The organism is Pseudosporangium ferrugineum (assembly GCF_003002065.1).
Classification (GTDB): Bacteria; Actinomycetota; Actinomycetes; order Mycobacteriales; family Micromonosporaceae; genus Actinoplanes; species Actinoplanes ferrugineus_A.
In genome coordinates this window covers 53,251-67,138 of sequence record NZ_PVZG01000005.1, presented here as the reverse complement: position 1 = coordinate 67,138, position 13,888 = coordinate 53,251, and the positions used below count along the sequence as shown (strand labels likewise).

12 protein-coding genes are annotated in these 13,888 nt (G+C 73.4%); 6 read left to right on the top strand and 6 right to left on the bottom strand.

Going from position 1 to position 13,888, the window contains the following annotated elements; genetic code table 11:
- Positions 1–78: 78 nt before the first annotated feature.
- Positions 79–1,326, top strand: a complete 1,248-nt coding sequence (locus tag CLV70_RS12275; RefSeq protein ID WP_245908189.1) for a neutral zinc metallopeptidase — start codon at positions 79–81, stop codon at positions 1,324–1,326.
- On the opposite strand, the gene CLV70_RS12270 is transcribed toward CLV70_RS12275, so the two are convergent.
- Positions 1,299–3,146: a sensor histidine kinase gene (locus tag CLV70_RS12270; protein ID WP_106126585.1), complete on the bottom strand. Its 1,848-nt coding sequence runs from the start codon at positions 3,144–3,146 to the stop codon at positions 1,299–1,301. The genes CLV70_RS12275 and CLV70_RS12270 overlap by 28 nt on opposite strands.
- 117 nt (positions 3,147–3,263) lie before the next feature.
- Here CLV70_RS12270 and CLV70_RS12265 point away from each other — a divergent pair, with 117 nt between their 5' ends.
- Positions 3,264–4,457 carry a sensor histidine kinase gene (locus CLV70_RS12265; protein ID WP_245908188.1) on the top strand — a complete coding sequence of 398 codons (1,194 nt, stop codon included), beginning with the start codon at positions 3,264–3,266 and terminating at the stop codon, positions 4,455–4,457.
- 475 nt (positions 4,458–4,932) lie between these two features.
- Here CLV70_RS12265 and CLV70_RS12260 read toward each other — a convergent pair whose 3' ends face one another.
- The 4 genes from CLV70_RS12260 to CLV70_RS12245 form a co-directional block, all read right to left on the bottom strand.
- Positions 4,933–6,159, bottom strand: coding sequence for a serine hydrolase domain-containing protein (locus CLV70_RS12260; RefSeq protein WP_106126584.1), 1,227 nt, complete (start codon positions 6,157–6,159; stop codon positions 4,933–4,935).
- Between the two features lie 95 nt (positions 6,160–6,254).
- Positions 6,255–6,701, bottom strand: a complete 447-nt coding sequence (locus tag CLV70_RS12255; RefSeq protein ID WP_245908187.1) for an STAS domain-containing protein — start codon at positions 6,699–6,701, stop codon at positions 6,255–6,257.
- Positions 6,702–6,824: 123 nt separating this feature from the next.
- Positions 6,825–8,240, bottom strand: a complete 1,416-nt coding sequence (locus tag CLV70_RS12250; RefSeq protein WP_106126583.1) for an AI-2E family transporter — start codon at positions 8,238–8,240, stop codon at positions 6,825–6,827.
- Positions 8,241–8,550: 310 nt separating this feature from the next.
- Positions 8,551–9,639 (bottom strand): FAD-dependent oxidoreductase, encoded by a 1,089-nt coding sequence (locus CLV70_RS12245; protein ID WP_106126582.1) that lies wholly within the window; start codon positions 9,637–9,639, stop codon positions 8,551–8,553.
- Positions 9,640–9,848: 209 nt separating this feature from the next.
- Here CLV70_RS12245 and CLV70_RS12240 point away from each other — a divergent pair, with 209 nt between their 5' ends.
- Together CLV70_RS12240 and CLV70_RS12235 are read left to right on the top strand one after the other, a co-directional pair.
- Positions 9,849–10,862 carry a nitronate monooxygenase gene (locus tag CLV70_RS12240; RefSeq protein WP_106126581.1) on the top strand — a complete coding sequence of 338 codons (1,014 nt, stop codon included), beginning with the start codon at positions 9,849–9,851 and terminating at the stop codon, positions 10,860–10,862.
- Between the two features lie 80 nt (positions 10,863–10,942).
- A complete protein-coding gene (locus CLV70_RS12235; RefSeq protein WP_245908186.1) occupies positions 10,943–11,728 on the top strand; it encodes a S1 family peptidase in 786 nt (261 codons plus the stop codon).
- Positions 11,729–11,791: 63 nt separating this feature from the next.
- On the opposite strand, the gene CLV70_RS39665 is transcribed toward CLV70_RS12235, so the two are convergent.
- The gene (locus tag CLV70_RS39665) at positions 11,792–11,938 is read right to left on the bottom strand and encodes a hypothetical protein (protein ID WP_158277759.1); all 147 of its coding nucleotides are present in this window, start codon (positions 11,936–11,938) and stop codon (positions 11,792–11,794) included.
- A 386-nt stretch (positions 11,939–12,324) separates the two neighbouring features.
- On the opposite strand from CLV70_RS39665, the gene fabG reads away from it, so the two are divergent.
- Together fabG and fabI are read left to right on the top strand one after the other, a co-directional pair.
- Positions 12,325–13,029 (top strand): beta-ketoacyl-ACP reductase, encoded by a 705-nt coding sequence (gene fabG, locus CLV70_RS12230; protein WP_106126579.1) that lies wholly within the window; start codon positions 12,325–12,327, stop codon positions 13,027–13,029.
- 21 nt (positions 13,030–13,050) lie between these two features.
- Positions 13,051–13,818 carry an enoyl-ACP reductase FabI gene (gene fabI / locus CLV70_RS12225; protein WP_106126578.1) on the top strand — a complete coding sequence of 256 codons (768 nt, stop codon included), beginning with the start codon at positions 13,051–13,053 and terminating at the stop codon, positions 13,816–13,818.
- Positions 13,819–13,888: the final 70 nt, after the last annotated feature.

Genomic DNA, 13,888 nt, shown 5'->3' with positions numbered 1-13,888 from the left:
CGGAGGGGGCCAGTCGTGTCGGCGTACCGGATCGGTCGGGTTCTTCTTGTCCTTGTCCTCGCCCTGTCGGGTTGCGCGGTGCGCTGGGAGACGCCGCGGGACCCCGGGCCGGCTCCGCGCGGCTCGGGCGGCGACGTCGCCACCCCCGCGCTGCGCGACGTCGAACGGTTCTGGTCGGCGGCGTACCCCGGGCTCAGCGGCGGGCAGCCGTTCGCGCCGGTCAGTGGGGGCTATCACCCGTACACCCGCCGGGATCTGCCGCCGCCGTGCGGCGACGAACGGCCGGCCTACCAGCCGAACGCCTTCTACTGCCCGGCCGGCGACTTCATCGCCTGGGACGCCGAGACGCTCGTCCCGCAGCTCGAGGAGGGCTTCGGGCCGTTGCTCGTCGGCGTCGTGATGGCCCACGAGTACGGCCACGCGGTGCAGAGCCGGCTGAAGCTCACCGAGCAGCCCACGGTCGTCCTCGAACAGCAGGCGGACTGCTTCGCCGGGGCGTGGACGGCGGACGTGCTCGCCGGCCGCTCGACCGCCTTCACCGGCGTGACCCCCGCCCAGCTCGACAACACGGTCGCCGGCCTGCTGCTCCTGCGTGACGAGCCGGGCACGTCGGCGCGCAACCCGCAGGCGCACGGCAACGCGTTCGACCGGATCCGGGCCCTCCAGGACGGCGTCGAGAAGGGTGCCGGGCTCTGCGCCGGATACCGGGCCGGGAACGTGCCGGTCACCGAGGTGCCCTTCAGCACGGCCGAGGAGGCGGCAACCGGCGGGGACCTTCCGTACGCGGAAGCGATCGACGCCCTCAGCCGGGACGCGCAGGCGTACTGGGGCAGGGCCTACCCGCGCCTGACCGGCCAGCCCTGGCAGCCGCTGCGGATCGAGCCGTTCCGGGCCGGCTCGCCGCCGGAGTGCCCGGCGCCGGACGCCTCAGCCGGCGGTTCGGCGTTCTACTGTCCCGGCGCGGACTTCATCGCCTTCGACACCGCCCGGCTGGCCCCGGCGCTGTACGGGCGCATCGGCGACAACGCGGTCGGCATGCTGCTCGGCGACCTGTTCGCGCGGGCGGCGCAGGCCCGCCGCGGCGCCGGCACGCAGGACCGCAAGGGCCAGCTCGCGGTCGACTGCCTGGCCGGCTCGTGGACGTCCGACCTGCTCACCCGCGAGGCGGGCACCGGCATCCGGCTGTCGCCGGGCGACCTCGACGAGGCGGTGGCGGCGCTGCTCGCCTTCGGCCGGGCCGGCGAGGGCTCCGGGACCAGCGCCTTCGACCGGATCGGTGCCTACCGCGACGGCGTCCTTCAGGGGCTGGACGGCTGCATGGGCTGAGCCACCCTGGCCGCCTCCGCCGCCTCGGCGCCCCCGTCGTCGTCGCCGTCCGGGGCGATGGCGGCCATGGCGGGCAGGGTGAACCAGAGGACGCTGCCGCCTCCCGGCGCCGCCTCGACGCCGGTGCGCCCGTGGTGCCGTTCGACGATCCGCGCCACGATGGCCAGCCCCAGCCCGGTGCCCGGATAGTCCTCGCTGCCGCGGGCGCGGGCGAAGGCGGTGAAGACGTTCGCCCGGTCCTCCTCCGGGATGCCGATGCCGTTGTCCGTGACGTCGATGCGCCACTGGTCGTTGCCGTCCGGCCGGCACCCGACCCGCACCATCGGCCGTACGCCCGGAGCCGTGTACTTGATCGCGTTCCCGATGAGGTTGTCGAGCACCTGGCGCAGCATGGTGGGGTCGCCCTCGACCACCGGCAGGCGGGTGACCGTCACCTCGCCGTCGCCGGCCTGCTCCCGCGCGACCTCGCCGGCCAGCCGCTGGAGGTCCACGGGCACCCGGGCGATCCTGCGGTTGTCGGCGGTCGCGTAGTCGAGCAGGTCGTCGATGAGGGCCTGCATCCGCTGGGCGCCGCCGTGCAGCCGGTCCAGGAACACCCGATGCTCCGGGTCGAGGCGGTCGGCGGCCTCGTCGCGCAGGAAGTCGGCGTACCCGAGCACCCGGGCCAGCGGGCTGCGCAGGTCATGGGCCACGATGCCGGCGAAGCCGACCAGCTCCGCCTCCCGGCGCCGCAGCTGCTGCTCGACCTCCTCGCGCCGCGCGATGTCCGTACGCAGCGCCGACGTGGCCGCGTCCACCCGCCGCAGCGCCCGGTCCCGCGAGCCGATGACGGTCGCGGTGAGAGCGGCCAGCAGCGCCGTGATCACGATCCCCGTCACCCAGGCCCCGGCCTCCAGGTGCAGATCGTCGTCGCCCGCCAGCAGCCGGCGGGTGGCCTGCACGGTCAGGGCCCAGCTGCGCTGCGGCACGGCCACGGGCACCTGCCGGCTGCCGACGGCGTTGTCCATCGGCACCCGCGGCTCCCACGACGCCACGGGCAGCGGATCGCCGGACGTCACGTCGGAGAGCGTGACGGCGACGGTGTCCTTGGCGGCGGCCCCGATCGCCTCGTGCAGGAAGTCCCGCCCCCGCAGGCCCATCGTGACCCAGCCCCGCAGCTGCCCGGTGTCGGCGGCGTCCGGCGACGTCGAATACACCGGCGCCGCCAGCACGAACGACAGCTGCCGCTGCTCCGGCGGCAGGGAGGCGTCCTTGAGCAGACGGTACGTCCGGCTGGTGGCGACCCCGTGGCTCTCCTCGGCGATCCTCATGGCCTCGGTCGCCTCGACGGAGGCGGCCAGGTCCAGCCCCAGCGGCGGCTCGGTGCCGTCGATGGAATGGCTGAGCACGAGGAACCGGTGCGAGCCGAGCGCGGCGGGGGAGGGCCGCAGGGTCACCGGCACCCCCCGGGCCCGCCAGTACGCCTGCGTCTCGGCGACCCGGTCGGCGGGCGTCGGCACGACGAATCCGACCCCGCTGGCGCCGGGCAACCGCTGCCGGTCGACGGGAGCGGTGATCGCGGTGAACTCGGGAGCCTCCAGCCGGGACTGGGCACCGATCGCGGCGGCGAGGTCGGACAGGCTGGTGCTGTACCGCCGCATCTCCCCGGTGACGACCTGCCCCACCATGCCGGTCTGCTGGCTCAGCGCCCGCGCCCGCCGGTCCTGCTCGGCATGCCGCAACGCGACGGCGGCCAGCACGGTGCCGATCAGCCCCAGTGCGACCACGAGGGCGAGCACCAGCACCGAGCGCCGCTTCCGACCGGCGTTTCCGCGGCTCATGCTGGTGACGCTACGCCGCGCCGCGGCTTTTCTCCCCCGCTTCCGGAGACCCTGACCGTCGGTACGGCCTTCCGGGCCTTTCGCCCGATATAGCCTATCTCTATCGATCGTCCTCGGGTGCAGCGCCTGCTCGGAGCCGGGCCGCGGATCGCGGCCCGGCAGGCGGCTGTGCTGTTCGCCCTGGCCGGCCTGCTCGCCCTGGTCGGCATCACCAACGATCCCACCCGCGCCCGCGACCTCCTGCTGATCGCCGCCGCCGACCTCAGCCTCGCCCTGGTCGGCGCCGCCCTTCCGTGGCAGCGGTGGCACCCGCGGCGGCCGGCACTGCTGGCGCTGCCCGGCTTCGCCGTCCTCGGCTTCTCCACCTGGGCGTTCGGCGGCGTCGCGACCGGCACCGGCCCGTTCCTCGTCCTGCTGTACACCTGGGCGGCGCTGCACTTCTCCCGCGGCATCCTGCTCGCCCTGCTGCCGGCCGCGGCGGTGGCGTACGTGGTCCCGCTGATCGTCACGGACCAGCCGCCGGCGGTGCTGGGCAGCGCCCTGATCCTGCTGCCGGTCGCCCTCGCCGTGGCCCTGCTGGTCGAGGCCCAGGCCCGCCACCTCCGCGACGACCGCGAACGCCTCTCCCGCATCGAACGCTGGCGCGCGGCGATGATCGGCACGCTCGCCCACGACGTACGCTCCCCCCTCACCACGGTCCAGATGACCCTCGAGGAACTCCAGGACGGCGCCACCGGCCACACGGCCCGCATGCTGGCGGCGGCGCTGCGCCAGACCTCCCGCATCGACCGCCTCGCCACCGGCCTGCTGGACCTGAACAGGATCGACACCACCGGCCAGCTCCACCTGGACCGCGCCCTCACCCCGGCCCGCGACGCCGTGACGGCGGCGCTGTCGTACGTGAGCTCGGCCGACGTACGCGTCCAGGTCGACGGGGACCTCCGGCTGTGGGTCGACCCGGAACGCTTCGAACAGATCCTGATCAACCTGGTCGGCAACGCCCTCCGCTACGGCGACCCCCCGGTGACGGTCCGCATCACGACGACGAACGGCACCGACCGCCTCGAAGTCCGCGACCACGGCCCCGGCGTCCCGGAAAACCTCCGCCCCCGCCTCTTCACCCGCTTCGGCGTCGGCGACCCCCGAGGCGTCGGCCTCGGCCTCTGGATCGTCCGCGAACTCGCCCACGCCCACGGCGGCGAGGCCTCCTACGAACCGGCCCACCCCGGCGCCCGCATGATCGTGACGTTCCCCGCGGCCAGCCCGCACGAGCGCACCCGGCCCACCGCAGCGGCCGGCCCGGCCCGCTGACCACCGCCCGCCGTCACCGCCCGCCGTCACCGCCACACCCGGTGCAGGGCCGGCCGCCGGATGCCGGGTGCCGGGTGCCGGCGGACACCACCCGGCCGGACCGACCTCCTGCTCACCGCCGAGTCCGACCCGAATTGTCCGCCGGCGAGCCCGTGCCCAAGCCGGCCGGCTCGCCGTGTCGCGGCCGGCGGTCCGGTCCGCGAATGCTCATCCGCTCGCGCGGCCGGTCGCGTCGACCACTCGGCCGGTCGCTCGTGGGCGGCCCAAGGGTGGTGGCCGGCGTGCGCGCGGGCTGGCGTGCGGTGCAGGCCGTGTGGTGCACGGCCTGCGGTCCAGGGCCTGCGGTCCAGGCCGTGCGGTGCAGGGCGTGCGGTGCAGGGCGTGCGGTGCAGGGCGTGCGGTGCAGGGCTGGGCTGGGTCGGGCCGAGGTGGGGGCGGACCGGGCGGGGTTCCGCTCCGGCCCGCCCGGGTGGGGTCAGCGGACGGTGCAGAGGGCGTGGTCGATGATCGTGCGGGTGATGTCGCCCTGGGGGGCGGGGACGCCCGGGGCGCGCTTGAACGAGTCGGTGTTGATCGAGACGATGATGCTGCGGGTGCCGTCCGGGGTGACGCCGTTGCGGGTCTGGAAGCCCATGATGTCGCCGCCGTGGGCCCACGAGCCGCCGCAGGAGTTGGGCACCCACATGAGGCCGAGGCCGTAGCGGGCGCCGGGCCAGTTGCTGCGGAAGCCGTCGTTGGTCGGCACCGTGCGCGTCATCTCGGCCAGCTCGGCCGGGCGGAGCACCTTGCCGCTGAGCAGCGCCTGGAGGAAGCGGTTGCCGTCGTCCGTGGTGCTGATGATCTCGCCGGCGGCGCCGCCCCACGACGGGTTCTGCCGGGTCGCGTCGATCGGCTCGCCGTACTTCGGGTCGTCCTCGGTGGCGTCCGGGCCGGGGAAGCGCTCGTAGCCGACGGCGTGCGGCCGGGGGATCTCCGGCGAGGTGCCCGGAGCGGACGTGTCGCGCAGGCCGAGCGGCGCGATGATGCGGCGCTGCACCTCGTCCTGCCAGCGGTGGCCGGTGACGCGCTCGATGATCATGCCGGCCAGCACGTAGTTGGTGTTGGAGTAGTCCCACTCGGCGCCGGGCGCGAACTGCGGCTTGAACGTCATCGCCAGCTCGACGGCCTGCTTCGACGTCACCGTGTCGAACCGGGCCTTCTGGAAGCCCTCCTCGCTGAACAGCTGGGGCATGCCGGTCAGGTAGTCGGTGAGCCCGCTGGTGTGCTGCAACAGCTGGCGTACGGTGATCTTGCGTCCGTCGTTGCCGTTGCCGTGCACCACGCCCGGCAGCACCTTCTCGACGGAGTCGTCGAGCTTGAGCCGGCCCTCGCCGACCAGCTGGAGCAGGGTCGCGGACACGAACGTCTTCGTGTAGCTGCCGATGCGGAACTTCGCGTTCCACGGCACCGGCGTCCCCTTCTCGACGTTGCCGAAGCCGCTGCGAACCTTCGTGTCGCCGTGCGCGGTGTCCAGCTCGACGAGGACGCCGGGCGCGCCGTACTTCAGCAGGGCGTCGGCGTCCTGCTGGAGGACGGCACGCAGCCCGGCGGGATGGGCGGAAGCCTCGGCCGAGGTGCGCGACGCCGCCTGGGCGACGGGCACCGAGGAAGCGGCGGCTGCCACGGCGACGGTCACGGTCAGGAATGTCTTCGAGATCCTCATGGCCTCCACGCTAGGGAGAACGGCGTGGAGGATCGATCCAGTGCGCTGCCCCTTGCCGGTGGTGCAGGCACTACCCCGGGACTATGGCCTGCCGGTCAGAACCCGGGCTCGTCGCAGGGACGCGCCACCACGCCGGCCGCCGCGCCCGCCGAGGGAGAAGCCCCGGACGCTGACGCGGAAGCGGCCGGGTGGGAAAGGCCGGAAGAGGCCGGGTGGGGTGAGGAGACGCCGCGGAGCCGGTGGTGGGGCACGCCCGCCGCGGTGAGCTGGCCGGCGACCGCGGCCGAGGAGTTGTCGAGGAAGACCGCGACCTTGTGGTCGTCGCCGAGGTGGCAGGCGGCGGCCAGGGTGCCCACGTTGATCGGGTCCAGGCCCTGGACGTCGTGCAGGTCGAGGATCAGCCGCAGCGGCCGCACGTGGCGCACCGCGTCGACCAGGGCGCGGCGCAGCTCGACCGCGTCGTCGGCGCCCAGGATGCCGTGCGGCTGGATGATGAGACTGCCGTCGGGACCGGTTTCGACGCCGACCGTGGCTTCGGTCATCGTGCTGCCTTCCGTTACCCGCTGTTCTCCGGGCAGTCAGAGTAGAGCGATGCCGATGCCGCGGTCGACCGTCCGAAGGAAGAATTCATCCGGTCACGGCAAGGTCACGACGGTCCGCGCGGTTCAGCCGGTCCGCACCGGCGCCTCCCCGGTCGCCCCCGGTTGATCGGCCGGCGCGGCGGGGGACGGCGGCTGATCGGCCGGGGTCGCGGGCCCGCCGAGCGACGTGTCCGCCGGCGGCGGCTCCGACGGGTCCGCGCGGCGCTCCGCCTCCGTACGCCGGTCCTCCGCCTCGTCCTCGTCGTCGTCGGTGGGTTCGGTGCCCGGTGGTTCCCGGTCCGGGGTGGGTTCGCCCTGCGGATGCCGCACCAGGTAACGGATCGCGGTGTTGAGCACGGCCAGCAGCGGCACCGCGATCAGCCCGCCGATGATGCCCGCGACCACGATGCCGGCGGCGATCGCCAGGATGACCGCCAGCGGGTGCAGCGCCACCGCCCGGCCCATGATGAGCGGCTGGAGGATGTGGCCCTCGAGCTGCTGTACGGCGATGACGATGGCCAGCACGATGAGCGCCGTCACCGGGTCCTTGGTGACCAGGGCGACCAGGACGGCGACCGCGCCGGTGACGGTGGCGCCGACGACCGGGATGAACGCGCCGAGGAAGACCAGCGCGGCCAGCGGCAGCGCGAGCGGCACGCGCAGGATCAGCAGGCCGACGCCGATGCCGACCGCGTCGACGAACGCGACGAGCACGGTGGCGTGCACGTACGAGACGAGGGTGTGCCAGGAGTAGTGGCCGGCGCGGGCCGTCGGCACCCGGGCCTCGCGGGGGAGCAGCCGGCACAGGAAGGACCAGATCTGGCCGCCGTCGCGGAGCAGGAAGAAGAGCGTGAACAGCACCAGGAAGAAGCCGGTGACGACCTCGCCGAGGGTGGTGGCCGTGCTGAGGGCGCCGGAGGTGAGCGCGCCCTGGTTGTTGCTGATCGTGTCCTGCAGGCGCTCCACGTACTGGCCGAGCTGGGCGTCCGAGATGTGCAGCGGGCCGTTGGCGAGCCAGGTCTGCACCTCGTCGATGCCCGCGCTGACCCGCGTCGACAGCGTGTCGATCTGGGAGATGAAGGTCTGGATGATGTAGCCGAGCCCGCCGAAGACGACCACCAGCCCGGTGATCAGCACCAGCGCGGCGGCGGGGGAGCGTTTCATGCCACGCCGGACCAGCGCCGCGGCGGCCGGCTGGAGCAGGGCGGCGAGCAGCACCGCGACCACGACCGGGATGATCACCACGCGCAGCAGCGACACGACCCGCAGGAACAGGTACGCCGCGGCGACGAAGAGGATGAACCGCCACGCCCACGCACCGGCCGTCCGCACCCCGCGGGGCAGGACGTCGTCGGCGTCCGGCTGGCGGTGCACGACCACGACGGGCGCCGGCGCCTCCTGGAATTCCGGTCCGGCGGTGAACGGCGGCGGCGCGTTGCGGGCGGCGGCCTCGGCGAGCCGGGCACGGGTGCGTTCCCGTACCGTCCGCGCCCACGTCATCGGGCACCCGCCCGTACGGTGTGCGTGCCTGTCATCGGAGCCTCCCGGATCGCGCCTCGTCGCGGCGCACCCGGCCGGACCCTGTCCGAGTGCCCGGTTCCGCCGGGCTTCATGCCATCCGGACGACATTCAGGTGCCGCGCAGCACCTGCGAAGACTCCCGTGGGCGTGCGCTCCCGCTGTGGCGCACCTGAGGGCACGGTCCGGCCGTCAGCCGGGGCCCTTCAGACCGCGCGCCGGACCGTGTGCAGGATGCGGTTGACCGCGGCCGTCCCGCATCGGCACGGCGACGGCGTCGATGGTCAGGCCGTTCACCGGTGGAGCATCCAGCGCGTGAAGGTGACGTAGTTGAGGGCGAACTCCTCCGGCGTGGCGGAGTCCTCGACCCTCTTCGACAGCTCGGTGACCCTGGCGTAGTGCGGGATCCGGTCGTCCTGGTACGCGGCGAGCGCGGCGGCGGGGTCCCCGGCCGACGCGAGCAGCCGGGCCAGCAGCAGCGCGTCCTCGACGCCGAGCGAGGCGCCCGCGGTGATGTGCGGCGAGAGCGCGTGCGCCGAGTCGCCGGCGAGGACCACCCGCCCGGACGCCCACCGCGGCAACGGCGGCACCAGCATGATCTGGTTGCACAGCACCTCGTCCTCGGGCGTCGAGGCGATCAGGTCGAGCAGCGCGGGGTTCCAGCCGGTCGTGTCCAGCAGGGCCGCCCGCAGCGCCGCCTGCTCCTTGCGGGTGCCCTCCAGCTCGCCCGAGTCGAACTGGTTGACCAGCCAGTACACGGTGCCGTCGGCGGTGGGCACGTACCCGCCCCGGGCGCGCCGCTCGCCCACCACGACGACGCCCTCGCGGATGGTGACGCCCTCGGGCGGCTCCACCACCGAACGCCAGGCGTAGTGGCCCTCGTGCGCGACCGCGTCGATGCCGGGCAGCAGCCCGGAACGCACCCGGGAGTAGGCGCCGTCCGCGCCGACGAGGACGTCCGCCTCCAGGCTGGAGCCGTCCTCCAGCCGGGCGACCACCGCGGAGTCGCTCTCGTCGAAGCCGGCGACCCGCGCGTTGAGGCGGATGTTCTCCTTGCCCACCTCCTCGGCCAGCAGCTCGTTCAGCCGGGCGCGGTGCACGAGCAGGTAGCGGTGGTCCTCCTCGCCGAAGCCGGGCGTCTCGAGGAGGCCCCCGGCCGGGCCGCGGAAGCGCATCTCGGCCGGCCGGCCGATGGCCCGCAGCTCCGCGCCGATCCCGAGCTCGTCGAAGACCGCCAGGGCGTTCGCCCAGAGGCCCAGCCCCGCGCCCACCGCCCGGATCTCCGGGGCCTGCTCGCAGACCACGGCGTCGATGCCCTGCCGGCGCAGGGCGATCGCGCTGGTGAGGCCCACGATGCCGCCTCCGGCCACTACTGCACGCACGGGTAGTACCTCCTGTTGTCGTGGAGAAAGAAGTGGTCGAGCGGGGTTCCTCGGCTCATGCCGGAAACGCTAGGCGCGGCCCCGTGGTTGATGCCAGTGCAAGCTCGTTAAGCGAAGGTTTACCCGAAAGCAATGGGCCGGCCGCTCCGGTGACCTTCGGTAAAGCTCCGGGTTTACCGCCGTGCAAGGCCGGGGCGGATGATGGCCGGATGGTCGCGCAGCTCCCGGGTCCCCTGATCGTCGCGCCGATGGCCGGCGGCCCCTCCACGACGGCCCTCGTCCGGGCCGCCGCGTCCGCGGGTGCCCTCGGCTTCCTCGCCGCCGGGTACAAGGCGCCGGACGCCGTCGCGCGGGAGGTGGGCGAGCTGCGTCGGAGCGGGCTCGCGTACGGGCTGAACATCTTCCTGCCCACCGCGCCGGCCGACCCGGAGCGGGTCGAGGCGTACCGCCGGGTGCTGCTGCCCGAGGCCGAGCGGTACGGCGTCGAGCTGCCCGATCCGCCCCTCGACGACGACGATCACTTCGCGGCGAAGGTGGGCATCGCCGTGCGGGCCGCCGTGCCGTGGGTCAGCTTCACGTTCGGCGTACCCGATGCGGGGGTCGTCTCGGAATTGCGGGGTGCCGGGTGCCGCGTTCTGGTGACGGTGACCGGCGCCGGCGAGGCGCGGCGGGCGGCGGCGGCCGGGGCGGACCTGCTGGTGGTGCAGGCGGGCAGCGCCGGCGGACATTCGGCGACGACCGATCCGGACGGTTACGACGGGTCGTCGACGGCGCCGGAGTCGCTGCGGGAGGTCGCGTCCGCCGTGGAGCTTCCGCTGATCGCCGCCGGGGGCACCGGCACGGCCGCCGACGTGCGGGCCCTGCTGGCCGCGGGCGCGGTCGCGGTGCAGGCCGGCACGGCGTTCCTGCTCGCGGACGAGGCCGGGACCCGGCCGGCGCAGCGGGAGGCGATGCTCTCCGGGCGCTACGCCGGCACCGCGGTGACCCGGGCCTTCACCGGGCGGCCCGCGCGCGGACTGCGGAACCGCTTCATCGAGGCGTACTCGGCACGGGCCCCGATCGGGTATCCCGCCGTGCACCACCTGACCGCGCCGATCCGGGCCGCGGCCGCGCGGCAGGGCGACCCCGAAGCCCTCAACCTGTGGGCCGGCACCGCCTTCGCCGAGGCGCGGACCGGGCCCGCGGCGGCGATCGCGGCGCGGTTGAGCGGCGCCGGCGATTGAGCAGATAGTGACCTTTCAAGTGAGCAGAAGATGCTGGCAGCCTGCTCAGGTCCCATCGGCAGACTACTAGGAGTTACGCAGTGCGACGACGCACCAAATCTATGCTGGCCGCAGCGTTGCTGGTGCCGGCCGTGGTGACCGGGCTCGCGATCAACAACATCGGCACCGCCAACGCGATCGCGAACGGCGAGCTGGTGCCGGAGGGCAAGTACAGCTTCTCGGTGAAGCTGACGATGACCGGCATCCCGACCGCCGACGGTGGCCGGCGCAACAGCGGCTGCTCCGGCTCGCTGGTCGCCCCCGAGTGGGTGCTGACCGCCGGGCACTGCTTCCGGGACTTCAACAACGTGCGGCAGAACAAGCCGGTCGCGGACCTCACCACGGCCACGGTCGGGCGTACGGACCTCGACAACACCGACAAGGGCCACGACGCCACGGTGATCGCGGTGCGGCAGGCGCCCAACGCCGACGTGTCGCTCGCCAAGATCGACACGCCGATCACGGATGTCCGGCCGATCAAGATCAGCCGTTACGCCCCGCAGGTCGGGCAGGTCGTGCGGCTGACCGGGTACGGCTCCGTCACGGGCACCAACCCGGTACCGGAGAAGCACCTGCGCACCGGCCAGATGAAGGTGGACTCGCTGACCGACTCGGTCACGGGCATGAAGGGCTTCGCGCCGCAGTCGGACACGACGCCGTGCCCGTACGACTCGGGCGGCCCCTTCTTCGTGGAGGCCAAGAAGGGCCCGTACCTCGTGGCCGTGGTCAGCAACGGGCCGTCGTGCCCGCACACCCAGGTGGAGAGCGCCGCCCGGGTGGACAACCTGCTGGACTGGGTCAACGAGACGATCCGCACCGTCAAGTAGTACGACCCGTCGTCGCCCCGGTTCCCGTTCGGGAGCCGGGGCGCCGCTGTCCGTGCGCCCGGGTCACGGGGCGTTGTGGACCAGCACGAAGACCACCACGACCCACGCGGCGGCGATGGTGAAGGTCAACGGAGCGACGAAGCGGTTCATGAGGGTGACTTTCCGGTGAGCGGTGACGGGACGTGCGCACACGGAAGTCGCGACCGGCACCCTGCTCCGTCGCGGCGCGGCACGACGCGCCCCGGCCGCGTACGGAATCGCACGAGGCTCCGGGCGGGGAGCGGGATGGGTCTGGCGGTGTCAGCGGGCCGGATCCGGCCTCGCGGCGCGGCACGCACGGGGGCGTGGCGGACCGGAGACGGGCTCAGAGCGGCTGACGAGCGGCCCGGCCACGACTAGGAGGATCGCTATCTCGCACAGCGATCACCTCCGTCTGTAGTGCCGGCGTCCGAACCGTCGATGAGCGTACCCCTTGGGTCGTTGCGGAGAGAAACCGCGACCCCCGGAGTGTCGCCTCGCCCGGTCACCGGCCGCCGGCACAGGCGCTAGTCTGCGTGCGGTTCATTTCATGCAGGTGGGAAGTAAGGAGCAGCGCGTTGGCCCGCACCGTGTTGGTGACCGGAGGTAACCGCGGAATCGGTCTGGCGATCGCCAGGGCGTTCGCCGAGCAGGGCGACCGGGTGGCGGTCACGCATCGGGGCAGCGGCGCCCCCGAGGGACTGTTCGGCGTCAAGTGCGACATCACCGACCCCGAGGCCGTGGACGCCGCGTTCGCCACGGTGGAGAAGGAGCTCGGCGCGGTCGAGGTGCTGGTGGCCAACGCCGGCATCACCGACGACACGCTGCTGATGCGGATGTCCGAGGACCAGTTCACCCGGGTGATCGACACGAACCTGACCGGCGCGTTCCGCTGCGCCAAGCGGGCCAGCACCAAGATGCTGCGCGCCCGCTGGGGCCGGATCATCTTCATCTCGTCGGTCATCGGCCTCTACGGCGGCCCGGGTCAGGTGAACTACGCGGCGAGCAAGGCCGGCCTGGTGGGCATGGCCCGCTCGATCACCCGCGAGCTGGGCAGCCGTAACATCACGGCGAACGTGGTCGCGCCCGGCTTCATCGACACCGAGATGACCGACGTGCTGAGCGAGGCCCGCCGGGAGGAGATCCTCAAGGCCATCCCGGCCGGCCGGCTCGCCGCTCCCGGCGAGGTGGCGCAGGCGGTGACGTTCCTCGCCGGCGACGGGGCGGCGTACATCTCGGGTGCGGTCGTGCCGGTCGACGGCGGCCTCGGCATGGGTCACTGACCCTCGAATTCAGGAGAGAGCGTGTCTGGACTGCTGGCCGGTAAGCGGCTGCTCATCACCGGCATCATCACCGACGCGTCGATCGCGTTCTCGGTGGCGAAGCTCGCCCAGGAGAACGGCGCGACCGTCGTGCTGACCGGGTACGGCCGGCTGTCGCTGGTCGAGCGGATCGCCAAGCGCCTGCCCGCGCCGGCGCCGGTGATCGAGCTGGACGCCACGAACCCGGAGCACCTGGCCGGCCTCGCCGACAAGGTCCGCGAGCACGTGGACGGCCTCGACGGCGTGGTGCACTCGATCGCGTTCGGCCCGCAGAGCGTGCTCGGCGGCGAGTTCCTCAACGCTCAGTGGGAGGACGTGGCCACCGCGCTGCAGGTGTCGACGTACTCGTACAAGTCGCTGGCGACCGCCTGCCTGCCGCTGATGGGCAAGGGCGGCAGCATCGTGGGTCTGACCTTCGACGCCACCAAGGCGTGGCCGGTGTACGACTGGATGGGCGTGGCCAAGGCCGGCCTCGAGTCGGCGTCCCGCTACCTGGCGCTGCACCTGGGCAAGCAGGGCATCCGCAGCAACCTGGTGTCGGCCGGCCCGTTGCGCACGATGGCGGCGAAGTCGATCCCGGGCTTCTCGCAGTTCGAGGAGGCGTGGGCCGAGCGCGCGCCGCTGGGCTGGGACCTCGTCGATCAGGAACCGGCGGCCCGCGCGGTGTGCGCGCTGCTGTCCGACTGGTTCCCGGCGACCACCGGCGAGATCGTGCACGTGGACGGCGGCTACCACGCCCTGGGGGCCTGAGCCGCTACCTCCGCGGGTGCCGCCCCGGGCGATGCATCGGGTCTAGGTACTCACCGTTGCTGTACAACTA